Origin of the sequence: Pseudomonas brassicae (genome assembly GCF_010671725.1) — a bacterium.
GTDB lineage: Bacteria > Pseudomonadota > Gammaproteobacteria > Pseudomonadales > Pseudomonadaceae > Aquipseudomonas > Aquipseudomonas brassicae.
The window spans coordinates 1-25,620 of the sequence record NZ_JAAHBU010000010.1 but is presented as its reverse complement, the minus strand read 5'-3'; the positions used below and the strand labels follow the sequence as shown (position 1 = coordinate 25,620).

The window sequence follows — 25,620 nt, the reverse complement described above, 5'->3', positions numbered from 1 at the left end:
AGGCGCCGTCAACTGACTACGGCTGTTTGACCAGTTCTACCGGGGTCTGGATGACGTTGTCGGCATCCACGTTCGGCGTCTTGCCGCTCAGCATCTGCAGGGCCGCCTCGATACCGAACACCGCCTGCCTGGCAGCATACTGGTCGGCCGTGGCCAGCACGCGGCCGTCCTTGAGCATCGGCTGGATAGCCTTGATATTGTCGTAGCCCACCACCTGCACCGCGCCCACCTTGCCTGCTGCGCGCACCGCAGACACGGCGCCCAGCGCCATGCTGTCGTTGCCGGCCAGCAGCGCCTTGAGGTCGGGGTATTCATTGAGCATCGCCGAGGCAACGGCGTTGCCCTTGTCGATTTCCCAGTTGCCCGACTGTGTGGACACGACCTTAATCCTGGCCGCGTCCATCGCGTCCTTGAAGCCGGCGGTACGTTGCTGGGCGTTTGTGGTGGTGGGCACGCCCTCGATGATGCCAACCTGGTCGCCCTCACTCAGCCGGGTCGCCAGGTATTCGCCCACCAGGCGCGCGCCCTTGCGGTTGTCGGGGCCTACAAACGGTACGCTGAGGTTCTTGCTCTTGAGCACGCCCGGGTCGAGGCGATTGTCGATATTGACCACGGTGATGCCAGCGTCCATGGCCTTCTTGATTACCGGTACCAGGGCCTTGGAGTCGGCCGGGGCGATCACCAGCGCATTGACCCCGGAGACGATCATCTGCTCGACGATACGGATCTGGTTGCTGGTGTCGGACTCGTCCTTGATGCCGTTGGATACCAGGTCGAACTCGCCAGCGTGGTCTCGCTGGTAGGCCTTGCGCCGTCCTCCATGGTCCGGAAGAACTCGTTGGCCAGCGACTTCATTACCAGCGCCACTTTGGGCTTGGCCGTGTCGGCATGGGCCTGGCTGAAGGGTACGGCAGTAGCGAAGGTGGCAAGCATGGCAATGGCCAGCAGGCGTCCAGCGAAGGGCAGCGTCATGGGTTCACTCCGAATCTTATTGATTATTGTCGGGTCGCAAACGTTTGCGGCTAACAACTATGGAAACGCCACCGGGTTTTGTCAAATCAACCTGCGGTCATCCCTTGCCGCAACAGTGACGGGAATTATCCTCAAAATCTTCGGAAAACCGAACAGTCCTACAGCAATAAATTCGGCTTTCCGATACACCGGCGCTGTGGGTGCAGGCTATAAACCTCAATAAAAACCATAAAAATCAATTAGTTGACGTCAAAAAGCAGCTCATTCGATAACTGGTACGCTTTCTGCTGAACTTGTCTATGCAACACAGCGAGTTCACTCATAGGGAAAAACAACGATGAAAGCTGCGCTTCACTCCTTTGCTCCAGCCGCCCTTACCCTGTTCATGTTGTTCCCGGCAGGCGTCAACGCCAAGGAAGCCGAAACCCAACAGAAACTGGCCAATGTGGTCATCCTCGCCACCGGTGGCACCATTGCCGGCGCGGCGCCAGTGCTGCCAACAGCGCGACCTACCAGGCCGCCAAGCTGGGCGTCGACAAACTGATCGCCGGGGTACCGGAACTGGCCAACCTGGCCAATGTGCGTGGCGAACAGGTCATGCAGATCGCCTCCGAAAGCATCACCAACGACAACCTGCTGCAACTGGGCAAGCGTGTCGCGGAACTGGCCGACAGCAAGGACGTCGACGGCATCGTGATCACCCACGGTACCGACACCCTGGAAGAGACCGCCTACTTCCTCAACCTGGTCGAGAAGACCGACAAGCCGATCGTGGTGGTGGGCTCGATGCGCCCGGGCACCGCGATGTCCGCCGATGGCATGCTCAACCTGTACAACGCCGTGGCCGTGGCCAGCGACAAGCAGTCGCGCGGCAAGGGCGTGCTGGTCAGCATGAACGACGAGATCCAGTCGGGCCGTGACGTGAGCAAGTCGGTCAACATCAAGACCGAAGCGTTCAAGAGCGCCTGGGGCCCGATGGGCATGGTCGTGGAAGGCAAGTCGTACTGGTTCCGCCTGCCAGCCAAGCGCCACACCAGCGGCTCGGAATTCGACATCAAGACCATCAGCAGCCTGCCCGCCGTAGACATCGCCTACGGTTACGGCAACGTCAGCGACACCGCCTACAAGGCCCTGGGCCAGGCCGGTGCCAAAGCCATCATCCACGCGGGTACCGGCAACGGTTCGGTGTCGTCGCGGGTTGTGCCGGCGCTGCAGGAGCTGCGCAAGAACGGCGTGCAGATCATTCGTTCGTCCCACGTCAACCAGGGTGGTTTCGTGCTGCGTAATGCCGAGCAGCCTGACGACAAGAACGACTGGGTAGTGGCGCACGACCTCAACCCGCAAAAAGCGCGCATCCTGGCCATGGTCGCCCTGACCAAGACCCAGGACAGCAAAGAGCTGCAGCGCATCTTCTGGGAATACTGAGTTCAGTACCCCGGTCAGGCCGCCCGCCCTCGGCTGGGCGGCCTAACCTCTTGTAACCTCGACACTTTTATTTTTTGCACAGCGCAGCAGTCTGCGCTGTGTGCGGTCACATGGGTTCTTTCACCGACGAGCTGTTGCGAAAAGCCTTACAGTAAAATACTGTATGCGCATACAGCAAAACAAGGAACCGACCCCGTGGCCACCTCCTCCGCCGCCAAGCCTGCCAGCAGCTATGAGCAGCTGGGCATTCGCATCCAGAAAATCATCAACTCACCCACGGCACAAAAGTCCCGCGCGGCGCTGATCTTCCGCCTCGAGCACGAGACACCTGCCGACTGGGAAACCCTGCTCGAAGAAATCGCCGAGAACGACAACGTCACCCTGGCGTACCGGGATGACGGCGGCGTGCAGATTTTCTGGGTTGTGCCCAAAGAAGATTGAAACGCCAACACCGCTCCTGCGCCGACTTGCCGCCAGCCTGCGGGCATTGGCGTTATCCGTAAAAAACTGGACGTAACGATGTTTAAGAATTTTGCAGCAGCAGTGATGCTGCTGATGCTGTTGTGTGGCCAGGCATTGGCTGAAACGCGTATTGGCACCTGGAACCTCGAACACCTGAGCGAGCGCCCCAACAAGGACTTCAAGGCCATCGCGAAAGTCGCGAAGAACGTCGACTTTCTGGCCGTGCAGGAACTGATGAACGCAGCCGCCCTGGACAAACTGGCCAAGGAACTCACGCGCCAAAGCGGCGAGCACTGGAGCTATATGGCTTCCGATGCAGTGGGCCGTTCTTCGTACAAGGAAATGTATGGTTTCGTATGGAAAGATAGCAAGGTCGCCTACGAAGACGGTGCCTTGTCCTACATTGACCGCAAGAACATCTTTGCACGCGAGCCTTATTCCGCACGCTTCAAGTCATTGACCGACAATGCCTACTTCGTCGTCGCCACGGTGCATATCGTGTACGGCAAGAAACCTGCCGACCGGTTTGAAGAGATCGAGGCACTGTCGAGCTACTGGGGTTGGCTCAAGGACGTCTACCCGGGCAACAATCACATCATGCTGATGGGCGACTTCAACATGCCGCCTTCGTCGCCCGCCTGGGCGCCGCTCAATGCAAGCGCCAAGCCGCTGCTGGCCAAAGGCGCCAGCACGCTCTCTACAACCGACGGCAAGTTCGCCAACCTGTACGACAACATATTTGTCAGCAAGGCTTCGTCGATGAAGGTCAACAGCGTTGGCGTGTACGAATACCCCAAGCATCTGGGTATAACGCACCAACAGGGCCGGGCAAACATTTCCGATCACGCGCCGGTGTTCCTTCGCGCCGAACTGGGGCATGGCAAAGGTACGGCAACTGCAAGCACCGCTTCGCCAGCCAGCCCCACCGCGGCCACCCCTGCCAAATCCGCAACCGTCGCCGCCACCACGCACGTGCGAGGGCATCGCGGCTCCAAGCGCTACCATCGCCCGGACTGCCCGTCGTACAACGCCATTGCGGAAAAGAACCGGGTCGAGTTCAACGACGAATCGGCGGCCAAGGCAGACGGCTACAGCATTGCGCTGAACTGCCAGAACGCTGGTTGAGCGCATACCCGTGCAGCCTTGCGCAAAGGCTGCACCCGAGGGTCAGTTGAGCAGTTGAAGCTGGCCGCTACTCTTCAGTTCGATACGCGGCACACCCTTGTACTGCTCGATGCGCCCGATCACGCACACATTGCGCCCCTCCAACGGCTGCGACAGCAACGGCGCGAATGCTGCGCGATGCTCGCCCCACACCACCAACCCCAGCCGTTGCGTGCTCGGGAAGCCAGCACCGAGGTCGATCCAGGTCGGCTGGCCCTTGGCGGTTGGCTTGTAGGTCACCTTGATGATCGGCCCCACCACGGCGGCGCTCTGGCCGACATGGCGCGCGGCCTCGCGCCAATCCAGCGGGTTGTCGCAGGTGGCGCCTTGCAACGCCGCTGGCGCAGCAGGCGCTGCCACGGCCGAGCTGGCCAGCACCGGGCCAGCGCTCGATTCATTGCCCTTGAACGCAAACACGACGATCAGTACCGCGATCAGCGCAGTGAATGACATGATCGTGTACTTCATGACCGAAACCTCCTTGTTGAGCCCTTTGATCTGACTGCCCTGCACCGCAGCCAATTGCTGTGCACCCGCATGCTGGCGTGTGTGCGACAACAGGCTATGGGCTTTTTTACGCTCCTCTTCGAGCAGCGCGCGGATATGGCCAGCGCAGCGTGCCGGCTCGTCCCTGACATCACGATTGGCAAACCGCAATACCCGCCAGCCTTGCGACGTCAGCGCAGCCTGGCGACGCTGCCAATCGATGAAGTCGTCGTGCGACATGCCTGTGCCGTCACCGCGCTTGTCGTAACCATCGATTTCGATGGCAATGCGCACACCGCCCTCTTCGCTGATGACAAAGTCGCAATAGCGTTGCTTGCCATCCACGTCCTTGAAGGGGAACTGCAGGCTCAACGACTCGTAACGGATCTCGGCGACAAGGCTGAGCACCTGCAGGGCAAACAGTCGTTCGAACTCGCTGCCGAACTGCGCAGCGTTGCGCGACAACCACTCATCTTGGTTCATGTCTTTTCGTCTGGGCAGTGGAAAGTCGGGCCGGTACAACGCTGATTCACTCGACCGATACAGTCAAAATGCCATTGCCCAGCCGAGCCAACCGATTCTGGCTGACTGCGTAGGAAAAGTCGATTTGCCTGGCAACCCCCTGGTTAGATGCCTACGTCCACCTTCTTCAGCATGGCGTCGCTCATCGCCGCATTGCCAACCGTCAGCAGCCCTTGCGCCGCGCCGTGTATGTCCCGCGCCGCCTTGTTCTGGCCCAGTTTGAACTTGCCGACCAACCGGGTGATTTCGATTTCCACGCCGACGATGGCCTTGAGCATGTCGCTCATGTAGTCCTTGGGCGCATCGGTCATTTTCCACGGCTGCGGCTGGGACGCTTCGTGGGTACGCGTGAGCAGCGCCACCAGGCCACGCACATAGCGCTCGTCGTCATGCAGGGTGACCCGGCCATGGGCGTGCACCACCTGGTAGTTCCAGGTGGGCACCTGCTGGTGGGTCTCGTGCTTGCTGGGGTACCAGTTGGGCGAGATGTAGGCCTCGGCCCCGCGAAACACCACCAGCACCTCATCACCGTTGTTGAGTTCGCGCCACACCGGGTTGGCCCGCGACACGTGGGCCTGCAGCACGCCGTGCGCACCCTCGGCCGGCTTGAGGTGGAACGGCAGGTGGTTGGCATCCAGCCCGCCCTCGCCGTGGCTGACCAGCACACCGAGCGGGTTTTGCATGATCAGTTCATGCAGCACTTGGGGGCGAGATTCGTTGAAAGACTCGGGAACATACATGGCTTGTCCATCCATCGTGCAGAAGAGCGAAGGCCGATTGTGTTGTGCAATTGGCCCATGGTATAGAGCCACTATCCAACATAATCACCGGACCAGAATCGATGGCGCGCAAGGCCAATGTAGTGGACATTCCGTCGCTGGGCACGCTGGACCGCAGCAGTGGCCAGCTCGGGCGCCAGCTGGCCCAGGCGTTGCGTGCAGCGATCCGACGCGGTGATCTCAAGCCCGGCGAGGCACTGCCCTCGACCCGAGTGCTGGCAAAGTCGCTGATGATTGCGCGGGGCACGGCCATCGAGGCGTTCGAGCAACTCACGGCAGAAGGTTTTCTGGAGTCGCGCGGGCGCGCAGGCACGCGGGTAGCGCACAGCCTTGAACAACCCGCCGCGGCACACGTTCCGGCCCTGCCCAGGCCGACCGCGGCCTCTGCGCGCATCGAGCGATTTGCCCAGGTGGCACGGCACTTCGGCGCCGTGCCGCAGGTACCGTTTGCCGTGTCGGTGCCACTGGGCAAGGCCGCACCGGATGATATCTGGCGCCGCCTGGGCAACCGCATTCGCGCCCGTGGCCCAGGCGCCCCCACCGGCTACGGCGACCCCATGGGCGCGATCGAACTGCGCGAAGCCGTTGCCGACTACGTACGCAAGTCCCGCTCGGTACGCTGCGAGGCCAGCCAGGTGATCATCACCTCCGGCACCCAGCAGGGCCTGTACCTGGCGTGCCAGGTACTACTCGACGTGGGGGACTTTGCCTGGGTCGAAGACCCGGCCTACCGCGGCATCACCGCCATCCTCGAAAGTGCCGGGCACAGCGGGCAGATGGTGCGTGTACCGGTGGACGCCGAGGGGCTGGTGGTGGAGCACGGCACCGCCACCTGCGCGCACGCCCGCGCAGCCTTCGTCACCTCGTCGCACCAGTACCCGCTGGGCATGCCGATGAGCATGCGCCGGCGCGAGGCCTTGCTGGCCTGGGCCCGAACCCAGGATGCCTGGGTCGTGGAAGACGACTACGATGGCGAACTGCGCTATGCCGGCCACCCGTTCCCGTCGCTGCAGGGGCTGGACCCACAGCGGGTGATCTACCTGGGCACCTTCAGCAAGATCCTGTTCCCGTCCCTGCGCCTGGGCTACGCGATCGTGCCGCACGACCTGGTGGAGGCTTTTTGCGGCGCGCGCGTGCTGATCGATCGCCACCCGGCCAATGCCGACCAGCAGGTGCTGGCAGCGTTTATCAACGAAGGGCATCTGGACCGGCATATCCGCCGTATCCGCGGGGTGTATGCGACGATCCATCGGCAGGTGAACGAGGCCGTGGCGCGCTGGCTGGCGCCGCAGCTGGCGTGGCTACAGCCGACTGATCAGGGCATGCACCTGGTGCTGTGGCTGGCAGCGGGTATCGATGACAAGCAGGTAGCGATCAAGGCCGCTGCAGCCGGTGTGGTGGTACGGGCCGTATCGCCCATGTATGCCGGCGCGCAGGGCAAGCCCGGATTGCTCCTGGGCCTGGGTGGGTTCACTGACCAGGCCATCAACGCGGCGATGCAGCGCCTGGCCGCCGTGATTGGCGCGGCCAGCGCTCAGGCCAGCGCCTGAAGGTAGGCGCTGGCCTGCTGATAGCGTTGCAGGCGGGCCAGGTCTTCCGGGCCGGGCATGGCGATGCGCGAGAGGTCGCTGTTGTCGGCCAGGTCGGCCAGCTTGACCACCCGCGCCAGGGGGTCGCCGCCCAGGCGCGCGACAAAGGCTTCATAGCTTTCGTCATCGCGTCGGCTCAGCGCCTGCACTGCCGCCAGAATCTTGAGCGCGAAGCCCTCACGGGCCAGGTCCGCCAGGCTCATGCTGGTGTCTTCAAGCACGTCGTGCAGCACGGCGACAATACGTTGCTCGGTGGTCTGTACCCGCAGCATGACCCGCAAGGGGTGCAGAATGTACGCCGTCCCCCCTTTGTCCTGCTGCCCCTCGTGGGCCCTGGCGGCAACCGCAATGGCTCGCTCCAGCGTGGACATAAGCCTCCCTCCTCTCAACCCTCGCGTCGTCGCAGACGCGCCATGCTGCAGGCGTCGGTCAACACACCGTCACGCAAAGCATAGTCGCGCAAATGCCCTTCAACCTCGAAGCCGTGGCGTCGATACAACGCCAACGCCGGCTGGTTGTCGGCGTACACGGTGAGTTCGACACGCTGCAGGCCCATCCAGTTGTCTGCCACCTCCAGCACCGCGGCCAACAGACGACTGCCCACGCCCTGCCCTTGCCAGGCCGGGGCGACCCCCATGCCAACGCCACCGCAGTGGCTGCGACGCACACGCAGGGCCTGCTCCAGCGAGCAACTGCCGATCACCTCACCTTGATGTAGGGCCACCAGAAACACCATTCGTTCGTTGTCGGTGGCGATGCGCTTGCGCCACAGGTCGGCGCTTTGATACGGCATCTGCAGCACCTGGCGTGCTACCTGCGGATGGTTGTACAGGGCGGTCAGCCCATCGATGTGCTGTTCCCCGCAACGCTGCAGGGTAATGGTGGGAGGTGACTCACTCATGACGGCTCATCCTTGAAGACAAGCCGCGAGTGTAAAAGGCGCGGGCGCGCGGTGGCTAGCGTTCGGCGCCGTGCTGGATGACCACCGAGTCGGTACCCAGGCGGGCCATCACGTCGTTCTTGCTGGCTTCGGCAGTGGGTTTGTCGGGGTATGGGCCCAGCAACACCACTGGCTTGCCGTCGCGGTACACCACCGAGGAGGGGATCTGTTTTTCGATCAGGCGTGCGGTCATGTCGCTGAGCGCGCCCATGTTCGGCCCCTGCACGATCTCGACATCCCACCCTTCGGGGGCGGGCTGGTCGGCCAGGGCATTGGCACGGCGCTGCAGCTCGGCGCCGCCGCAGATCTCGCGGATGCGCAGATCGCCAGCGGTTTGGTCGATGATGATCTGGTAGTCGGTGCCTTGCTTGATCGCCACATAGCTGCGGTAGGGCTGGAACACGCCGGCCGCGTCCTTGCCACGGAACTGGCCGCAGATGTCGCCTTGCTTGTTGAACCGCACGTTGGCGAATTTGGCCGTCTTGGGGTTATCCAGATGCTCGGCAACCTGCTTGTGAACCCGTTCGGCATCATTGTCACAGCCGGCCAGGGCCACCACTGCCATTACCACCGCCACTTTGCGCACGCGTTTATCCTCTGGTTTCGAGCGGCGGATTTTAGCACCTGGGGCGGGGCTTGAGGTGCATGTCTTGGATTCAGCTGCGCCGTTGAGATCGAGCGCCGCCCGGCGGCGCATCGCGGCTCAAGGCCGCTCCCAATTTGTTGCAACGTACCATGGCCTGCAGAATCAGGGTTGTCAGCTTTGGTGGCTCGACGCCAACTCTGTGTGCAGCACCTGCTGGCTCACCACCACCCGATTGCGCCCCGCCGCCTTGGCCGCATACAGCGCCTGGTCAGCCGCCGCCACCAGTGCCAAGGCGGGCCCGCCCTCCCCGCGCAGGCACGCCACACCAATACTCACCGATACCCGCCCAAACGGGCTATCGGCATGCGCCACGTTCAACGCCTCCAGATGCGCCAGCACCGAATCGGCCACCACCACCGCACCCTCCAGGTCGGTATTGGGCAATACGATCGCCAACTCCTCACCACCGTAGCGCGCCACCAGGTCAGATGGCCGACGCACGCACGCCAGCAACTGCGCACTCACGGCCTTGAGGCATTCATCACCGGCAATGTGCCCATAACGATCATTGAAGCGCTTGAAATAATCGATATCGATCAACAGCAACGCCAACGGCTGCCCCTCGCGCTGCGCACGCCGAGTCTCGCCATCCAGCACGTCGTCAAGGCGCCGACGATTGGCCAGCCCGGTCAACTGGTCATGGGTCGCCAGCACCTCCAACTGCTGGTTGGTCGCCAGCAACTCCTCCCTGGCAATCAGCAACTGCGTGTCCATTTCGATACGGTGACGAATGTCGCGGATCAGCAACCGCCCGATCGCACCAATCACTCCCAGCAAGGCCAGCACCAACCCGACGGTCAACCCGGCCTCCACTCGCCAGGACGCCAGCGCCTCGTGCTTGCCGATGGCCACGTGGTCACCAGCGGCAAATGCTCGTTCTTGCGAAACGCGTACAGGCGCTCTACCCCATCCAGGCTGGAGGCGAACGACGCCGTGCCCACCGAGTTCTCTACCAGGTAATGCGTATAGATCGGCGACTGCGAAAAATCACGCCCCATGTCCTGCTGGCGGAACGGATAGCGCACCAGCATGCGCCCACTGGTATAGGTCAGGGCAATGGCACCGTCCTGACCCACGTCGATCTTGCCGAACAGGCGCAGGAAGTTCTCCACCCCCAGCGTCACCGCGATCACCCCGGCAAACTCCCCCGGCGTACGCTCGAAGCGCCGGCTCACCGTAATCACCCATTCCTGGGTGGAGCGGCTCTGGATCGGCGGGCCGATGAACACCTCGCGCGACGGGCTGTCGCGGTGATGAATGAAGAACTCGCGGTCGGCACTGTTGGCCCCGGCCGGGACCGGGCCGTTCGACGACATCAACCAGCCTCCATCAGCGTCGTAGATGGTGATGCCATGCAACTGCGTGAGCAGGTTGTCCTGCTCCTGCACCAGCGAACGCAGCCGTTCGAGCTGGCGCGGCCCGTCACCATCCACCTCGAGGCGCTCGCCAATCCCCAGCAACAGCATCGAGCTCTGGCGAATGACGCCTTCGGCATAGGTGTCCAGTGCCTGGGTCAGGTTGAGGCTGTGCACATTGACCTCGCTCAAGGCACGCTCGCGCGACGACCAGACTTTCCACCCGGTCAGCGATGCCAGCGAAAAACAGATGACCAGCAAGAGTAAAACCGCAAGACGCACATCACGTTTGCGGGGCGCCATTCCTGGCAAAGAGGGGGTGGTCATCATAAAGCGCTCCGGCGATGCCACAACTAAAGGCATCCTGCCATCACCTGTAACCCGGAATGCCGCGCACTGCAAGGGTTGCAGCTCAAACAACGGCAATTTCCATCACCGTCATGCGCCCACTAACACGATAAGACTTCGTTTATGAGTTTGCGCACGCTGTAGAACACTCCTACAGCTACTCCGCCACGGCCAATTGACATCGATACTTTGCGGGGGCAGGAGCGACACATCGCTACTCGTCAACCACCACCCGATTGCGCCCCGCCGCCTTGGCCGCATACAGTGCCTGGTCAGCTGCCGCCACCAGCGCCAAGGCAGGCTCGCCCTGCCCGCGCAGGCACGCCACACCAATACTCACCGACACCCGCCCGAACGGGCTGTCGGCATGCACCACGTTCAACGCCTCCAGATGCGCCAGCACCGACTCGGCCACCACCACCGCACCCTCCAGGTCGGTATTGGGCAATACGATCGCCAACTCCTCACCACCGTAGCGCGCCACCAGGTCAGATGGCCGACGCACGCACGCCAGCAACTGCGCACTCACAGCCTTCAGGCACTCATCGCCGGCAATGTGCCCATAACGATCATTGAAACGCTTGAAATAATCGATATCGATCAACAGCAACGCCAGCGGCTGCCCCTCACGCTGCGCACGGCGCGTCTCGCTTTGCAGCACTTCATCGAAACGCCGACGGTTGGCCAGCCCGGTCAACTGGTCATGGGTAGCCAGCACCTCCAACTGCTGGTTGGTCGCCAGCAGTTCCTCCCTGGCAATCAGCAATTGCGCATCCATTTCGCTACGGTGCGGATGTCGCGGATCAGCAACCGCCCGATCGTGCCGATCACCCCCAGCAAGGCCAGCACCAACCCCACCGTCAGCCCCGCCTCCACCCGCCACGACGCCAATGCCTCGTGCTTGCCGATGGCCACGGTGGTCACCAGCGGCAAGTGCTCGTTCTTGCGAAAGGCATACAAGCGCTCCAAACCATCCTGGCTGAATGCAAACGATGCGGTGCCCACCGAGTTCTCCACCAGGTAATGGGTGTAGATCGGTGAACGAGAGAAATCACGCCCCATGTCCTGCTGGCGAAACGGATAACGCACCAGCATGCGCCCGCTGGTGTAGGCCAGGGCAATCGCACCGTCCTGGCCGACGTCGATCTTGCCGAACAGGCGCAGGAAATTCTCCACCCCCAGCGTCACCGCGATCACCCCGGCAAACTCCCCCGGTGTACGCTCGAAGCGCCGGCTCACCGTAATCACCCATTCCTGGGGGGAGCGGCTCTGGATCGGCGGGCCGATGAACACCTCGCGCGACGGGCTGTCGCGGTGATGAATGAAGAACTCGCGATCGGCACTGTTGGCCCCGGCCGGGACCGGGCCGTTCGACGACATCAACCAGTCTCCGTCAGCGTCGTAGATGATGATGCCATGCAACTGGGTGAGCAGGTTTTCATGCTCGTCCACCAGCGAACGCAGCCGTTCGAGCTGGCGCGGCCCGTCACCATCCACCTTGAGACGCTCGTCAATCCCCAGCAACAGCATCGAGCTCTGGCGAATGACGCCTTCGGCATAGGTGTCCAGTGCCTGGGTCAGGTTGAGGCTGTGCCCATTGACCTCGCTCAAGGCACGCTCGCGCGACGACCAGATTTTCCACCCGGTCAGTGATGCCAGCGAAAAACAGATGACCAGCAAGAGTAAAACCGCAAGACGCACATCACGTTTGCGGGGCGCCATTCCTGGCAAAGGGGGGGTGGCCATAAAGCACTCCAGCGATGCCACAACTAAAGGTATCTGCCACCACCTGTAACCCGCAATGCCGCGCACTGCAAGTAGTGATCGATAATGCCCGACCACACACATCGGGCATTTTCATTGCACAGCGTCAGACAAACGCATCGGCAAAGAAGTTGTCGGGCGCAGCGCACGGTCCTGGACAAAGTCACGCCGCGCCGAGTCGACCACGATCGGCGCACCGCAGGCATACACCTCGAAGTCCTTGAGGCTGTGGAAGTCCTGCAGCACCTGGCGATGCACGAACCCGGTGGCGCCCTGCCAGTCGCACGCCTCTCCCGGTTCGGACAGCACCGGGGTATAGCGTAGCCAGGGCAACTGCGCCTGCCAGGCCAGCAACTGTTCATGGCGATACAGGTCCTCGCGTCGCCGCCCGCCCCAGTACAGGTACACCGGGCGCCGGTTGTCACCCTGCTCGCGCAACTGTTCGAGCAACGCCTGGATCGGGGCGAACCCCGTACCGCTGGCCAGGAAAATCATCGGCCGCTTGCTGTCACGCAAGTAGAACGAGCCGAACGGCCCTTCCAGGCGCAAGATCGCCTTGGGCTGCAGGGCATTGAACACATGCCCGCTGAACACGCCGCCAGGCATATGGCGGATGTGCAGTTCCAGCTGGTTGTCGTGCGCGGCACGGGTCGCCATCGAGTAGCTGCGCCGGCTGCCATCCTTGAGCAGCACCTGCACATACTGCCCCGGGAAGTAAGCGAAGCTTGCCCCTGGGGCGAGCATCAGGCGCAGCACGGCAACGTCATGGCTGACCTTGTCGATACTGGCCACCCGCACGCCCATCTGTTGAATGCTGACACCCCGCAAAGCGGTCACTTCCGGCGCCTCGATCACCAGGTCCGAACGCGCCCGGGCGCAGCAGAACAGTGCCAGGCCCTGTGCACGCTCGGCGTGGCTGAGCACCTCCAGCGGGCTGTCGCCATGCTCCACCTCGCCACTGAGCACCTGGCCCTTGCAGCTGCCGCAGGTGCCGGTGCGGCAACTGTGCTTGAGCATCAGGCCATCGGCCAGTGCGCCATCCAGTACGGTTTGCTGCGCGGTGAGCGGACAGCTCAGGCCCACCGGCAGAATCTGCAGTTGAAAGCTCATGCTCGGTGCCCTCAGTGTGCGTGCTTGCCAGCGGCCAACAGGTCCAGCGCCACATCGACGATCATGTCTTCCTGACCGCCAACCATGCGCCGCCTGCCCAGCTCGACCAGGATGTCGACGGTTTTCAGGCCATACCGGGCGGCAGCGATTTCGGCGTGGCGCAGGAAGCTGGAGTACACCCCGGCAAAGCCCAGTGCCAGCGACTCGCGATCCACCCGCACCGGACGGTCCTGCAGCGGGCGCACGATGTCGTCGGCCGCGTCCATCAGGGTGTAGAGGTCGGTGCCGTGGTTCCAGCCCAGACGCTCGGCGGCGGCGATGAACACTTCCAGCGGCGCGTTGCCGGCACCGGCGCCCATGCCGGCCAGGCTGGCATCGATGCGGTCGCAGCCCTCCTCCACGGCGGTGATCGAGTTGGCCACGCCCAGGCTGAGGTTGTGGTGGGCGTGCATGCCGGTTTCGGTCTCGGGCTTGAGCACGGCCTTGAAGGCACGGAAGCGATCACGGATGTCCTGCATGTTCATCGCACCGCCCGAGTCGGCCATGTACACGCAGGTGGCGCCGTAGCTTTCCATCAGCTTGGCCTGGGCCGCCAACTGCTCGGCCGGGATCATGTGGCTCATCATCAGAAAGCCCACGGTGTCCATGCCCAGTTCACGGGCATACTCGATATGTTGCCTGGCGACATCCGCCTCGGTGCAATGGGTGGCCACCCGCACCACCGCGCACCCGCGTTGTACGCAGCCTTCAGGTCATGCACCGTGCCGATGCCGGGCAGCAGCAAGGTGGTGATCCTGGCATGCGAGATCACATCGGCCACCGCCTCGATCCACTCAAGGTCGGTGTGCGCGGCGAAACCGTAGTTGAAGCTGGAGCCTTGCAGGCCATCACCATGGGCGACCTCGATGGCGTCTACCCGCGCCTTGTCCAGCGCGCGCGCGATGTCTTGCACGTTCTGCAGCGAATACTGGTGACGCACCGCGTGGCTGCCGTCGCGCAGGGTCACATCGGAAATGTACAGCTTCTTGCCGGGGTTGAAAGTCATGCGGGCGTCCTCAGTGGTTGGCCATGGCCTGGGCCATGCGTTCGGCGGTCGCCATCGCGGCGCAGGTCATGATGTCGAGGTTGCGGCGTAGGCCGGCAGGTAGTGCGCAGCGCCCTCGACCTCGAGGAACACCGAGGTCTTGAGCCCGGCAAAGGTCCCCAACCCCGGAATGTGCAGGGGCTTGTCGGCCGCAATCGCCTCGAACTGCACCTTCTGCTTGAGCCGGTAGCCCGGCACATAGGCCTGCACCGCCTGGGCCATTTCCTCGATCGACGCCTCGACCCGGGCCTGCGCGCAGGCCTCGGACAGCACGAACACGGTGTCGCGCATGATCAGCGGCGGCTCGGCCGGGTTCATCACGATGATCGCCTTGCCCTTGCCCGCACCGCCGATCACCTCAATGGCCTTGGAGGTGGTCTCGGTGAACTCGTCGATGTTGGCGCGGGTACCGGGGCCGGCGGACTTGCTGGCGATGGAGGCGACGATCTCGGCGTAGTGCACCTTGGCCACCCGCGAGACAGCGGCGACCATCGGGATGGTCGCCTGGCCACCGCAGGTGACCATGTTCACGTTCAGTTGCCCCAGGTTCTGCTCCACGTTCACCACCGGCACACAGTAGGGGCCGATGGCCGCCGGGGTCAGGTCGATCAGGCGGATACCGGGCTTGAGCGCGCGCAGGCAGGCGTCATTGCGCACGTGCGCACTGGCCGAGGTGGCATCGAAGACGAAGTCGATGCTCGCGAACTCGGGCATGCGGCTCAGCCCCTCGACGCCTTCATGGGTGGTCGCGACGCCCAGGCGCCGAGCGCGTTCCAGGCCGTCGGAGGCCGGGTCTATACCGACCATCACGGCCATTTCCAGGTGCTGGCCGTGACGCAGGATCTTGATCATCAGGTCGGTGCCGATATTGCCGGAACCGATGATGGCAACTTTGTACTTGGCGGGGCTCATACGGCTTCTCCGTAGACTTCGGCGAGGAGGATGACGCTCGGGTCGAGGCTGTCGGCGTACAGCCGCTGCACGGCCTCTGCACGCAGGCTCAGGGCGGTACGTTGGTTGATGTAGCCTTTGTCGGTGATCTCGCCCTCGTTGAGGCTGGGCGGCGAGTCCAGAATCACCAGGCGCACGGCATGCTGGGACGAGGCCGGGTACTCCCTGGCCAGCGCCTGCAGGCCCGCACACAAGGCCAGGCGCACTTCAGGCTGCAGGGCCAGCTGTGCGCCGCTCATGCCCTGGCCCGCGGCGCCCAGCAGGTCGCGCAGCGCCTGGGTGGGGTACACCAGTGCGCCGATCACATCGCGATCATGCCCGCCGATCACGCAGTCGCTGGCATACGGCGCCAGTGCACTGACCAGTCGCGGGCGCAGGGTGCCGACCGAGACCCAGGTACCGCTGCTGAGCTTGAAGTCTTCGGTCACGCGGCCATCGAACTGCACGCCAAGTTCCGGGCGCGCCGGGTCGACCAGCGACCGGCGTCACCGATGCGGTAGAAGCCCTCCTCGTCGAACGCCGCCAGCGTGCTGGTGGGGTCGCCCAGGTAGCGGGGGAACACCGAAGGCCCGCGTACGCGCATTTCCAGCTTGTCGCCAGACGGCACGAACTTGAGCTGGGTACCCGGCACCGGCAAGCCGATGATGCCGGCCTTGTCGGCGGCGAAATGCACACTGGTGACCACCGGCGAGGTCTCGGTCGAGCCCCATTCGGTGGCGAAGAACAGCGGCGTCTCACGCACCTTGTCGGCGCACGCAACCAGCCGGCTCCAACTGCTCTGGGGCAGCGCGGCCGCTGCATAGAAGAGCATGCGCAGGCGCCCGAACAGCGCCTGTGCCAGCGCCGGGTCACGCTCCAGGTACGGCAGCAGCACCTCGTAGCCGCGCGGCACGTTGAAGTACAGGGTGGGCCTGACCGACCGGAGGTTCTCCAGGGTGCGGTCGATCTGCCCCGGCACGGGCAGGCCATCGTCGATGTACAGGGTGCCGCCATTGCGCAGCACCAGGTTGAAATTGTGGTTGGCGCCGAACACATGGCTCCACGGCAACCAGTCGAGCACGATCAGTTCGCCCTGCTCCAGAAACCGCCAGCACTGCGCAATCGCCTGTTGATTGGCGCACAGCATGCCGTGGGTGTTGACCACGGCCTTGGGCGCCCCGGTGGACCCGGACGTCATCAGGTAGCGCGCCGGGGTGTCGCCGTCCAGGCGTTCGAACGCCGCCATCACCGCCGGGCTCTCGGCCTTGTACAGCTGCGACAAGGGCAGCGCGCCGGGGATTTCCTGGGCATTGCGCGCGACCACCACCGGACAGTCCGGGCCCAGCAGTTCGATGGCACGGCAGTAGGCATCGCCGTCGTTGACGAAGATCAGCGCCGGCTTGAGCACCTCGACGATGGCCTTGAGCTTGCTGCAGCCACTGGCGGTGTTGCGTGAATAGGCCACCGACACGGTCGATACCGCAATGCCCACATGCATCGCCGCCAGGGTCAGCAATGCCTGGTCCAGGTCGTTCTCCGAGAGCATCAGCAGCGGTCGGCCCGCCGCGGTGTCAAGCTCCAGCAGGCCCTGGGCCAGGGCGCCGACACGCTGGCGCACCTGCGCATAGTTCAGGCTGAACCAGCCGGCACCGCGCCGCTCGGCCAGGTAGGCGCGCTCCGGCGCCTGCACCGCCCAGTGCTCCAGCCACTGCCCGATACAGCGGGCATAGGGTTGCAGCGGCTCGGGCGAACTGAGCACGAAGCTGCCGTCGGCACGTGGTTCATACAGCACCCTGGCGGGGGCCAACTGGGTGGGATCGTTATGGAAATCGTACATCGCACGCCCTCGCAAGCGCGGCAGGCCATCGGCCCGCTGCTCACTGGTTTTATTGTTGTCATCGCCACCGGACGGTCAGGCCGGTGGAGGGGTACAGCCCAACGGGCTCAATCGAAGCGGCAGCTCACTTCGCCAAGGCGGGTCAGGCGCAGGCGCAGGCTGTCGCCTGCCACCACCGGCACCATCGGCCCCAGCGCGCCGGACAACAGCACATCGCCCGCCTGCAACGGGCGGCCCGCCAGGGCCATGGTGCGCGCCAGCCACAGGCAGGCATCCAGCGGGTTGCCCAGGCACGCAGCGCCCACGCCGATGGCCGCCTGGGCACCGTTCTTCTCCAGCAACATGCCTTCCAGGGCCAGGTCAGCCCGCGCAGGCTGACCGGCGTCTTGCCCAGTACGTACAGGCCAGAGGACGCGTTGTCGGCCACGGTGTCGACCAGGGTGATGCGCCAGTTCTCGATCGCCGAATCGACGATCTCCAGCGCCGGCAGCACGTGGTCGACCGCGCGCAGCAGTTCACCCAGGGTGGTGTCGGGGTTGGGCAGGTCACGGCTCAGCACGAAGGCGATCTCGCCCTCGGCCTTGGGCTGGATCAGCCGCGTGCTGTCGATGGCCTCGCCATCGCGGCATTCCATGTCGGCGAACAGCATGCCGAAGTCGGGCTGGTCGACACCCAGTTGCTGCTGCACCGCCAGCGAGGTCAGGCCGATCTTGCGCCCGCTCAGGCGCCGACCGGCGGCCAGCGCGGCCTGGGTATTGAGTTCCTGCACGGCGTAGGCATCGTGCAGCGACTGGATATCGAAGTGCTCGCTGATGCGCCCGCACGGGGTGCGGCTCGAACGCGCGTGGGCCAGGGCTGCAGCCGCAGCCTGAAGGTTTTGCTGAGTCATGGGGTTGCTCCTGAACGGATCCGGATGGCTTACAAGGCGCGCGCGCGACTGTCGCGATAACCCTGGTGCAGTTCGTCGACCAGTTCGGCGACGCTGTAGGTGCGGGTAATCTGGCCTACCCCCTGCCCGGCCGACCACACGTGCTTCCAGGCCTTGTTGGCCGTGGCGATGTCGCCGGAAAAGTCGATGCTCGGTCGGGTTTCGCTGCGCGGGTCGATACCGGCCTTGTCCAGCGACGGCTGCATCCAGTTGGCCAGCACGCCGCTGACCGCCTTGGTGGTGGTCACTTCATCCAGCGAGCACGCCACCAGCATGTCGCGATAGGCGTCTTCGACCAGGCTCTCGTGGGCCGCGATCAGGCGCGTGCCGACCAGCGAGAAATCGCAGCCCAGCACCTGCGCCGCATGAATGTCGCGGCCATTGGAGATCGCCCCGGCCAGGCCCAGCGGGCCGTCCCAGAACTCGCGCACTTCGGCCACGAAGGCAAACGGGTTGTAGCTGCCGGTGTGCCCACCCGCGCCGTTGCACACCAGTACCAGGCCATCGACGCCGGCGGCCACGGCCTTGCGCGCCAGCGCCGGGCTGATCACGTCGGCAATCACCACGCCGCCGTAGGCGTGCACGGTATCGAGCACACGCTTGGGGCTGCCCAGCGCCGTGGAGACGATCGGCGGCTGGAAGCGGCGCACCAGCTCAAGCTCGGCGTCGAAACGGTCATAGGTGCTGTGCACGATCATGTTGAGCATCCACGGCGCCCACTGCTCGCCACGCTGCTGCGCGGCGTCACGCTCGGCAACGATCTGTTCCAGCCATTGCTGCAACTGCTCGACGGTGCGCGCATTGGGCGCGGCATGCTGCCGACGATGCCGGCCTGGCAACAGGCGCCCAGCAGGCGCGGCCCCGACACTAGGAACATCGGCGCCGCCAGTACCGGCAGGTCGAGCCCGGCAAACAGGTTGAGGAGTTGCTGTTGCGGTGCACTCAGGCTTGTTGTTGTCATCACGCATCTCTCTTGTTCTGGTTATCAAGGCTCAGGCCTTGCGCGGTCTTGCGGGGCCGGCGCTGCGGATCTCCCAGCCACCATCGCTGTGGATGATGGTGGCGGTGGTCAGGCCGGCGTTCTCGCGTGAGGCCAGCAGCACATAGTGCCCGGTGTGGTCCTCGGGCTCGGCAATCCGTTGCAGGGGCACGGCCTGGGCCGCGCCGTCCTCGAAACCGGGAATCTGGTTGAGCGGTACGCTGCGACTGTTCAAACCCTCCAGGCTTTTCATCGGTGTGTTGGTCGCCCCCGGCGCCACCCCATTGACCCGGATGTCCGGGGCCAACTCGTAGGCCAGCTGGCGAATCATGCCCACCAGCGCATGCTTGGCGGTGACGTAGAGAATGCCACCTCCGCCGGCATAAAAGGCACTGTTGGACAGGGTAAAGATCATGCTGCCACCGGTTTGGCGCAAGGCCGCGATCGAGGCCTGTGCGCCGAGCAGGTAGCCCTGCACGTTGGTGGCGAAGAGTTTCTGGAACGCGCCTTCGAAATCCTGCGGCGCGATACGGTCCAGGCGCGTGAAATAGTCGAATACCGCGGCGTTGCCGACGAAGGTGTCGAGCCGGCCGAAGGCCTCCAGGGTCGCCGCCACCGCACGCTGGTTGTCCTGATAGCGCGCCACGTCGCCCTGCACGGTGATGACCGCCTCGCCCAGCTCGGCGCTCAGCGCTGCCAGCTGCGCCGCATCGCGCCCCATCACCGCGACCTTCGCGCCTTCGGCCACGTAGCGGCGCACGATGGCGCTGCCGATGCCGCCGGTACCGCCGGTGACCAGTGCCACCTGCCCTTTCAACCAAGCCATGTGCAGGCCCTCATAGGAACGTGTTGATGTTCTTGCACAGCAACATCGCGTTGGGGATCAGAATCTTGCGCTTGAGCAGCTTGAGGCCGTCGGCCTCCAGGCGCAGCACGTCCTCGCGCCTGCCGGCGATCTGGTGGTGCTCGTCCAGGCCACGGCTGCGCACGTTGATGAAGCATGAATAGGCCAGGTACTGGCCCGGCTCGGCGCCGGCATACACCTCGATGTTGCTGACCAGGTGCACGTTGCGCGTGGGCGGGTTCTCGGCCCAGGCCGAAGGCTGCTTGAAGCGCGCCACGCGGCGCTTCAACTCGCGCATGCCGTCGTCGAAAAAAGCCATGTGTTCCAGCCGATACGGCCCGGACTTGTCCTCGCGACGACGGTTCTCGATGCCCGGCATCCAGTAATGGATCGCCTCGCTGAGGCTGTGCAGCCACGCGTCCCAGCATTCGTCGTCGAGCAGGCGCGCCTCGCGCAGCAAGAACTGTTCGACCCGGCGGCTTTCCTCGACTGAAACGAGGCTGTCGTGTTGTGCGTATGTCATCTGGCCCCCTCAGCGCAGCGTGCCATTGCGGTCTGGAACGTCGGCCCAGGTCGGTGCCTGCAGCAGGTCTTTCCAGCGTTGGTAGAACGCCCGTGCATTGCATTCGTTGAGCTGGCCCTTGAACACGTTGCCCGGCAGCTCGCTGTCATCGAGCCGGGTGTGCATGCCCAGGCCGACATACAGGTCCTGGTAGCGCGTGACCACGCCACGGCTGGTCTTGGTGCAGTACTCCCAGTTTTCGCCATCGTCCATCTCGAACACACCGGTCGGCGAGAACGTCATCATTGCGCCGCGCCGCCATTTGTCCTTGATGTCCTGCGGTGCGTTCTTGTTGACGATCACCCAGGTGAACAGCTCGATCTTGTGCGGGCCGCGTGGCTGCCAGATGCGCACCGTGTTCTGCCCGGGCAGGAACGAGAAGTTGGGGAACACGGTGAACGAGGAAATCGCCCCGATCAGCCTGGAACGGAACTCGCCCAGCCGGTCGGCGACCTTGGGGCGCAGCACGTGCAGGTACTTGTTGATGTCTTTCTCACCCAGCGTGGCGGCGTTGCCGACCACGTCGGTGGCGAACTCGTAGCCGTGGCCGTTCCAGTTCACCGAATAGGATTCGGGCAGGTCGCCGACGTTGGCCACCGGTCCGCCGAGCATGGCCTTGGCCGCCGAGTCGTGGGTCCAGCCACCGTGCAGGATGTCGCCGACGAAGTTCTCGGCGGCGATCTTCCAGTTGCATTCGATGGTGGAGCGGATGCAGCCACCGAGGAATTCGCTGCCGCCCTCGTCCATGTCGAGCATCACGTCCATGTACCAGGTCATCGGCCCCAGGTACTCCTCGAGCGTGGGCGCATCCGCGGCGAAGGTGGCGAACACCAGGCCCTTGTAGCTGGCCACGCGGGCCTCGCGCAGGCCATGCCTGGACTTGTCGAACTGGCTTTCTTCGTAGCACTTGGACTCGTGCATGCCCATCAGCCGCCCGCCATCGGCGCCGAACGACCAGCCGTGGTAGTTGCAGATGAAGCCGCGCGCATTGCCGGCCTCGGCAAAGCACACCTTGTTGCCACGGTGCGGGCAGGCGTTGAGGAAGACCTTGATCGACGCATCTTTCTGGCGCACCACCAGCACTTCGTCCTCGCCCATGGAGGTGGTCAGGTAGTCACCAGACTTGGGCAACTGGGACTCATGCGCCACGAACAGCCAGCAGCGCGCGAAGATCTTCTCCAACTCCTGCTCGTAGATCGCCTCGTCCCAGAACACCTTGCCCGACAGGCGCCCTTGCTGCATGTCGCAGAGACGGTCGAGGTTGCCCAGGGTGGGCGTGCTTTCAATGGTTCTGAGCGGTATGTGCTTGTTGTTATCCATGGTTCAGACTCACAGGAATACGGTTGGACAACGGCCCGGTCACACCGGGCTGTCGGCGTCGGCCAGCGCCTCGTCGGCCTCCAGGGCCATGTCGGCATACACTTCGCGGTCGGTGACGATGACCTTGTAGGTACGCAGGTGCCGCTCGCAGGGGAAGGTCACGGCCTTGCCGCTGGGCACGTGGAACTGCCCCCAGTGCACCGGGCAGGTGATCAGGTCGTCTTCCAGGTCGCCTTCGGCCAGCGAGGCGGTGGCGTGGGTACACATGTCGGTGGTGGCATAGAAAGTGCCGCCCAGGTTGTAGACGCAGATGGCATCGCCGTCGCTGTGGGCGACCTTTTTCAGCTCACCCGGCGCCAGCTCGTCACGTTGGCAAAGTAATACGCGGCTCATGCTCGGCCCTCACACTCAGTTGCACAAAACCCAGCCCGGTGACCCAGGCAGGCACGGCTTCATAGGCGATCACTTCTCCCTGCGGGCGCTCGATGGCCGCCAGGGCGCAGGCGAAGTTGCGAATTTCCATCGCGCCGTTGCCGGCCCGACGCAGAATCTCTTCATCGCTGTAGGCGCACAGCGCCTGCAGGTCGCCATTGACGCCATGGGCGAGAATCTCGAGATCGAAGTCTTCGGCCACCCGGCCCATCTCGACCGTGCCGACCCAGTGACTGATACCGCCACTGCCGATGATCACCACACGCTCGTCGGCATCGAACGCCTCCACCGCCGCGCGCAGTTGCCGGCCCAGGTCGGCCGAGCGCTTGAGCGAGATATACGGGTCGACGCCGCACGCCAGGTACACCGGGATACTCGGCAGCTCGCGCCCCAGCAGTGCTTCGGCCGGCTTGACCACCAACTGGTGCGGGATCGCGAACGAGTGGTCGACGGTGAAACTGCGCGCCACCGTCCAGTCCACGCCCTGCCCTTCGCCATGGGCGACGATGTGCCCGGCCAGCGTTTCATGGTTGCGCACCGGGCCACGCGCCAGCCCCGGCAGGCGGTCGATCGGGCCGTCCACATCGCCGGTGCCGATCACGTAGCGCGGCAGGCAATGGGTGCCAAACAGAATGTAATGGTCACACCCGACGATGATCACCGATGTCGGCTGCAACGCTGCCAGACGCTCGGCACACTGCGCATACGCCGCCCATACCGCGTCGCGCTGTGCTGGCGGCGGCGCATTCGGCGCCACGAACATCACCGGGTCATGCGGCATCCAGAAGCCGCCGACTATCTTGCCCATTGGTTCACCCCTTGAGCGCAGCGGAAAACCCTGCGCCTTGTTCGTTGGTAGCGCCCAGGCGCTGCTTGTAGAGGCGCATGTCGCGCTGCGGCGCAAGTTCCTGCCAGAAGCCCATGGTCAGCATCGGGTTGACGCCGGCTGCCTGCAGGCCGGCCACGTCGAACTCGACGATCATCTGCACTTCGCCAGGTTCGAGGGCAAAGCGCGCCAGGAACCCTGCGGGGTCTTCGCCAAAGCGCTGCTTGGCAGCACGCTCCACGCACAGTTGCCACAGCACACGTTCCATCAGGTTTCTGCTCATGGCGGCCTACTCGCTGAGGAAGTCGCGGACCAGCGCAGCAAAGCGGCGCGGCTGCTCGCTCTGTACCCAGTGCCCGCAGCGGCCGAACAGGTGCAGGTCGGCATCGGGAATACTGTTGGCGATCAACAACCCGCACTCCGGCGGTACCACGCGGTCTTCGCGACCATGCACCACCAGGGTCGGCGCGACGATCTTGGCCAGCGCGGCGGCGGGGAAGCCTTTGACCAGGGTCTGGCCTTCGGCAGCCGGTTGCGGGATCAGCTTGCGCAGCGCCTGCTGGGCACCGGGCCGTGCACTGGCCTCGTAGCGGGCCTGCACCATCGCATCGGTGATCAATGAAGCGTCGTAGGGAAACAGCGTCATCAACTGGCGCATGTTGTCCAGCGACGGCTCGTATTCCCAGGCGCCACGCAGGCCCGGGGTCTGCACGAACTCGCCGGCCGGCGTGCCGAGCAGCACCAGTTTGTCGACGCGCTGCGGCGCAAACACCGCAAGGCCAATGGCCAGCGCCCCGCCAAACGAGTTGCCAACGAACGAGGCCTTCTCGATATCCAGGGCATCCATGATGCCCAGCAGATGGTTGACCCACAGCTTGATGTCGTACTTGGCGTCGTCCTTGAACTCGGTGAAACCGAAGCCGGCAATGTCCGGCACCACCACCCGCCAGCGATCGGCGAACACCGGTACGGTCGTGGCCCAGTTGGCCCACCCCGAAACGCCAGGCCCCGAACCGTGCAGCAGGAACAAGGCCTCACCCCGGCCGGCTTCGTGATAGTGGGTGTGGTGCCCTGCGGCGAGCAGGGTCTTGGCTGTTGCGCTCATGGCGGCCTCCGGTTCTTATTATCAACATACAGATGTGTATCTGTATGCTATTTACCGATTTGACCTGAGTCAATGAAAAAACATGACTTGTGTTAAATAATCGAAAAGTAAACCTACACAGATGTACTCTTGAACACGAACAGCCACGCACCTCCTGCGCGGGCCACAGGGCATGCAGCGGTAATAGCTTCGTCGTTGCGCCGGGCGTTAGAATGACGGTTTGCCGCCAAGGGCATGCGTCGGACGCTGCTGTGCCCTGGCGCTTATCCAGCTTGTTGGACAAGGCCCCTACACAATGTCATCACGCACCAACCTCACACGCGAAGACTGGATTCATGCGGCACAGGAAGTGCTTGTCACCAGCGGCGTCGACGCCGTTCGGGTCGACACCCTGGCCAAGGAACTGAAGATCACCCGTGGCAGCTTCTACTATCACTTCAAGAGCCGCAGCGAATTGCTCGAGGGTATTCTCGGCAACTGGCGTGCACGTGCCACCGAAGACGTCATCCTGCACCTGCGCAACGCCCACAGCTCGCCGCTGCAGCAGCTGCAACGCCTGCTCGAACTGCCCTCGCACGGGCAAACCGCCAAGGACGCAGCCTCCATCGAACTCGGCATTCGCGGCTGGGCGCGCCGTGACAAGCAGGCCCGCCAGGCCATCGATGAAGTCGACAGCCATCGCCTGAGCTATATCGAAGGCCTGCTGATCCAGGCCGGCGTGCCCGACAGCGAAGCCCAGGACCGCGCCTACCTGATCTACGCCTACCAGATCAGCCTGTCGCTGCTGCACAGCGAGGACACCCCGCAACAGCGCCTTGAGCGTAGCCAGCGCATGGCAGGCATCCTGATCCCCGAAGCCGGCAGCACCGCGGCCTGAACGCACGATGCCGGCGCACGTCGGCATTTTCGTCACACCAGATACATAAATGTATCTTTGTTTATCAAAAACCGCGTTACCTCCCTTCACAAGCGACCGCCACGCAAAATTTATTGATTTATTTATTCCATATAAATCAATCATATAAATCAAAAAACCTCGTTTGCTCGGCCCCTTCCGGTTGCGCCTATTGACAACGCGCCCACCCCCGCGCGTAGTCTATACATACACATTCACATGTGTATTTTAAGCGGTGCTTTGGCCCCTCGGGGCCCGCCACACAACAATAAGAATGGAAACGGGTACCTCAACTATGCACTTGCCTGCACCCCCC

General features: G+C 63.8%; 20 protein-coding genes and 7 pseudogenes. 5 read left to right on the top strand and 22 right to left on the bottom strand.

Annotated elements, in window-relative coordinates:
* Window positions 1–16: 16 nt before the first annotated feature.
* Window positions 17–972, bottom strand: a pseudogene (locus G3436_RS01095) (substrate-binding domain-containing protein).
* Between the two features lie 337 nt (window positions 973–1,309).
* On the opposite strand from G3436_RS01095, the pseudogene G3436_RS01090 reads away from it, so the two are divergent.
* The 3 genes and pseudogenes from G3436_RS01090 to G3436_RS01080 all read left to right on the top strand — a co-directional run bounded on the left by G3436_RS01090 (window position 1,310) and on the right by G3436_RS01080 (window position 3,984).
* Window positions 1,310–2,397, top strand: a pseudogene (locus tag G3436_RS01090) (asparaginase).
* A gap of 195 nt (window positions 2,398–2,592) precedes the next feature.
* Window positions 2,593–2,838, top strand: coding sequence for a DUF1654 domain-containing protein (locus G3436_RS01085; protein WP_163940480.1), 246 nt, complete (start codon window positions 2,593–2,595; stop codon window positions 2,836–2,838).
* A 78-nt stretch (window positions 2,839–2,916) separates the two neighbouring features.
* The gene (locus G3436_RS01080) at window positions 2,917–3,984 is read left to right on the top strand and encodes an endonuclease/exonuclease/phosphatase family protein (protein WP_163940478.1); all 1,068 of its coding nucleotides are present in this window, start codon (window positions 2,917–2,919) and stop codon (window positions 3,982–3,984) included.
* Window positions 3,985–4,026: 42 nt separating this feature from the next.
* On the opposite strand, the gene G3436_RS01075 is transcribed toward G3436_RS01080, so the two are convergent.
* Both G3436_RS01075 and G3436_RS01070 read right to left on the bottom strand, forming a co-directional pair.
* On the bottom strand, window positions 4,027–4,992 hold the full coding sequence (locus tag G3436_RS01075; protein WP_163940476.1) for an endonuclease domain-containing protein: 966 nt from the start codon (window positions 4,990–4,992) through the stop codon (window positions 4,027–4,029).
* Between the two features lie 143 nt (window positions 4,993–5,135).
* On the bottom strand, window positions 5,136–5,771 hold the full coding sequence (locus G3436_RS01070) for an FMN-binding negative transcriptional regulator (protein ID WP_163940474.1): 636 nt from the start codon (window positions 5,769–5,771) through the stop codon (window positions 5,136–5,138).
* 101 nt (window positions 5,772–5,872) lie between these two features.
* Here G3436_RS01070 and pdxR point away from each other — a divergent pair, with 101 nt between their 5' ends.
* Window positions 5,873–7,360, top strand: a complete 1,488-nt coding sequence (pdxR, locus tag G3436_RS01065; protein ID WP_163940473.1) for a MocR-like pyridoxine biosynthesis transcription factor PdxR — start codon at window positions 5,873–5,875, stop codon at window positions 7,358–7,360.
* Here pdxR and G3436_RS01060 read toward each other — a convergent pair.
* The 19 genes and pseudogenes from G3436_RS01060 to G3436_RS00975 all read right to left on the bottom strand — a co-directional run bounded on the left by G3436_RS01060 (window position 7,345) and on the right by G3436_RS00975 (window position 24,409).
* Entirely contained in the window at window positions 7,345–7,770 is a 426-nt protein-coding gene (locus G3436_RS01060) for an HD domain-containing protein (RefSeq protein WP_163940471.1), read from the bottom strand. The genes pdxR and G3436_RS01060 overlap by 16 nt on opposite strands.
* Window positions 7,771–7,784: 14 nt before the next feature.
* Window positions 7,785–8,300, bottom strand: a complete 516-nt coding sequence (locus tag G3436_RS01055) for a GNAT family N-acetyltransferase (RefSeq protein WP_163940469.1) — start codon at window positions 8,298–8,300, stop codon at window positions 7,785–7,787.
* A 55-nt stretch (window positions 8,301–8,355) separates the two neighbouring features.
* Window positions 8,356–8,925: an SPOR domain-containing protein gene (locus tag G3436_RS01050; protein ID WP_163940467.1), complete on the bottom strand. Its 570-nt coding sequence runs from the start codon at window positions 8,923–8,925 to the stop codon at window positions 8,356–8,358.
* A gap of 171 nt (window positions 8,926–9,096) precedes the next feature.
* Window positions 9,097–10,643 (bottom strand): annotated as a pseudogene (locus G3436_RS01045) (sensor domain-containing diguanylate cyclase).
* Between the two features lie 259 nt (window positions 10,644–10,902).
* Window positions 10,903–12,410 (bottom strand): annotated as a pseudogene (locus G3436_RS01040) (sensor domain-containing diguanylate cyclase).
* 135 nt (window positions 12,411–12,545) lie between these two features.
* Window positions 12,546–13,562 carry a CDP-6-deoxy-delta-3,4-glucoseen reductase gene (locus G3436_RS01035; RefSeq protein ID WP_163940465.1) on the bottom strand — a complete coding sequence of 339 codons (1,017 nt, stop codon included), beginning with the start codon at window positions 13,560–13,562 and terminating at the stop codon, window positions 12,546–12,548.
* Between the two features lie 11 nt (window positions 13,563–13,573).
* Window positions 13,574–14,607 (bottom strand): annotated as a pseudogene (gene dmpG / locus G3436_RS01030) (4-hydroxy-2-oxovalerate aldolase).
* 10 nt (window positions 14,608–14,617) lie between these two features.
* Window positions 14,618–15,558: pseudogene (locus tag G3436_RS01025) on the bottom strand (acetaldehyde dehydrogenase (acetylating)).
* The gene (locus tag G3436_RS27185; protein ID WP_243666965.1) at window positions 15,555–16,043 is read right to left on the bottom strand and encodes a hypothetical protein; all 489 of its coding nucleotides are present in this window, start codon (window positions 16,041–16,043) and stop codon (window positions 15,555–15,557) included. The pseudogene G3436_RS01025 and the gene G3436_RS27185 overlap by 4 nt, the downstream one beginning before the upstream one ends.
* The gene (locus G3436_RS01020; RefSeq protein ID WP_243666964.1) at window positions 16,022–17,413 is read right to left on the bottom strand and encodes an AMP-binding protein; all 1,392 of its coding nucleotides are present in this window, start codon (window positions 17,411–17,413) and stop codon (window positions 16,022–16,024) included. Before G3436_RS01020 ends, G3436_RS27185 begins: the two co-directional genes overlap by 22 nt.
* Before the next feature lie 107 nt (window positions 17,414–17,520).
* Window positions 17,521–18,302, bottom strand: a pseudogene (locus G3436_RS01015) (2-keto-4-pentenoate hydratase).
* Window positions 18,303–18,331: 29 nt separating this feature from the next.
* On the bottom strand, window positions 18,332–19,309 hold the full coding sequence (locus G3436_RS01010; protein WP_243666963.1) for an NAD(P)H-dependent flavin oxidoreductase: 978 nt from the start codon (window positions 19,307–19,309) through the stop codon (window positions 18,332–18,334).
* 24 nt (window positions 19,310–19,333) lie between these two features.
* On the bottom strand, window positions 19,334–20,146 hold the full coding sequence (hcaB, locus tag G3436_RS01005) for a 3-(cis-5,6-dihydroxycyclohexa-1,3-dien-1-yl)propanoate dehydrogenase (protein ID WP_163940463.1): 813 nt from the start codon (window positions 20,144–20,146) through the stop codon (window positions 19,334–19,336).
* A gap of 10 nt (window positions 20,147–20,156) precedes the next feature.
* Entirely contained in the window at window positions 20,157–20,687 is a 531-nt protein-coding gene (locus G3436_RS01000) for a 3-phenylpropionate/cinnamic acid dioxygenase subunit beta (RefSeq protein ID WP_163940461.1), read from the bottom strand.
* A 9-nt stretch (window positions 20,688–20,696) separates the two neighbouring features.
* Window positions 20,697–22,046 (bottom strand): aromatic ring-hydroxylating dioxygenase subunit alpha, encoded by a 1,350-nt coding sequence (locus G3436_RS00995; protein WP_163940459.1) that lies wholly within the window; start codon window positions 22,044–22,046, stop codon window positions 20,697–20,699.
* A 39-nt stretch (window positions 22,047–22,085) separates the two neighbouring features.
* Window positions 22,086–22,439: a non-heme iron oxygenase ferredoxin subunit gene (locus G3436_RS00990; protein WP_163940457.1), complete on the bottom strand. Its 354-nt coding sequence runs from the start codon at window positions 22,437–22,439 to the stop codon at window positions 22,086–22,088.
* Window positions 22,411–23,286, bottom strand: a complete 876-nt coding sequence (locus G3436_RS00985; protein WP_163940455.1) for a DODA-type extradiol aromatic ring-opening family dioxygenase — start codon at window positions 23,284–23,286, stop codon at window positions 22,411–22,413. The genes G3436_RS00990 and G3436_RS00985 overlap by 29 nt, the downstream gene beginning before the upstream one ends.
* A gap of 4 nt (window positions 23,287–23,290) precedes the next feature.
* Window positions 23,291–23,587: an extradiol ring-cleavage dioxygenase gene (locus G3436_RS00980; protein WP_163940453.1), complete on the bottom strand. Its 297-nt coding sequence runs from the start codon at window positions 23,585–23,587 to the stop codon at window positions 23,291–23,293.
* A 6-nt stretch (window positions 23,588–23,593) separates the two neighbouring features.
* On the bottom strand, window positions 23,594–24,409 hold the full coding sequence (locus tag G3436_RS00975) for an alpha/beta fold hydrolase (protein WP_163940451.1): 816 nt from the start codon (window positions 24,407–24,409) through the stop codon (window positions 23,594–23,596).
* A 295-nt stretch (window positions 24,410–24,704) separates the two neighbouring features.
* Here G3436_RS00975 and G3436_RS00970 point away from each other — a divergent pair, with 295 nt between their 5' ends.
* A complete protein-coding gene (locus G3436_RS00970) occupies window positions 24,705–25,286 on the top strand; it encodes a TetR/AcrR family transcriptional regulator (RefSeq protein WP_163940449.1) in 582 nt (193 codons plus the stop codon).
* The last annotated feature ends 334 nt before the right edge of the window (window positions 25,287–25,620 follow it).

Coding starts and splice junctions, on each gene's coding strand:
- G3436_RS01075 (WP_163940476.1), bottom strand. CDS start 4,992: ATGAACCAAGATGAGTGGTTGTCGCGCAACGCTGCGCAGTTCGGCAGC.
- G3436_RS01020 (WP_243666964.1), bottom strand. CDS start 17,413: ATGTACGATTTCCATAACGATCCCACCCAGTTGGCCCCCGCCAGGGTG.
- G3436_RS01000 (WP_163940461.1), bottom strand. CDS start 20,687: ATGACATACGCACAACACGACAGCCTCGTTTCAGTCGAGGAAAGCCGC.
- pdxR (WP_163940473.1), top strand. CDS start 5,873: ATGGCGCGCAAGGCCAATGTAGTGGACATTCCGTCGCTGGGCACGCTG.
- G3436_RS01010 (WP_243666963.1), bottom strand. CDS start 19,309: ATGCGTGATGACAACAACAAGCCTGAGTGCACCGCAACAGCAACTCCT.
- G3436_RS01060 (WP_163940471.1), bottom strand. CDS start 7,770: ATGTCCACGCTGGAGCGAGCCATTGCGGTTGCCGCCAGGGCCCACGAG.
- G3436_RS00995 (WP_163940459.1), bottom strand. CDS start 22,046: ATGGATAACAACAAGCACATACCGCTCAGAACCATTGAAAGCACGCCC.
- G3436_RS00985 (WP_163940455.1), bottom strand. CDS start 23,286: ATGGGCAAGATAGTCGGCGGCTTCTGGATGCCGCATGACCCGGTGATG.
- G3436_RS00980 (WP_163940453.1), bottom strand. CDS start 23,587: ATGAGCAGAAACCTGATGGAACGTGTGCTGTGGCAACTGTGCGTGGAG.
- hcaB (WP_163940463.1), bottom strand. CDS start 20,146: ATGGCTTGGTTGAAAGGGCAGGTGGCACTGGTCACCGGCGGTACCGGC.
- G3436_RS01055 (WP_163940469.1), bottom strand. CDS start 8,300: ATGAGTGAGTCACCTCCCACCATTACCCTGCAGCGTTGCGGGGAACAG.
- G3436_RS01035 (WP_163940465.1), bottom strand. CDS start 13,562: ATGAGCTTTCAACTGCAGATTCTGCCGGTGGGCCTGAGCTGTCCGCTC.
- G3436_RS00975 (WP_163940451.1), bottom strand. CDS start 24,409: ATGAGCGCAACAGCCAAGACCCTGCTCGCCGCAGGGCACCACACCCAC.
- G3436_RS01080 (WP_163940478.1), top strand. CDS start 2,917: ATGTTTAAGAATTTTGCAGCAGCAGTGATGCTGCTGATGCTGTTGTGT.
- G3436_RS00990 (WP_163940457.1), bottom strand. CDS start 22,439: ATGAGCCGCGTATTACTTTGCCAACGTGACGAGCTGGCGCCGGGTGAG.
- G3436_RS01070 (WP_163940474.1), bottom strand. CDS start 5,771: ATGTATGTTCCCGAGTCTTTCAACGAATCTCGCCCCCAAGTGCTGCAT.
- G3436_RS00970 (WP_163940449.1), top strand. CDS start 24,705: ATGTCATCACGCACCAACCTCACACGCGAAGACTGGATTCATGCGGCA.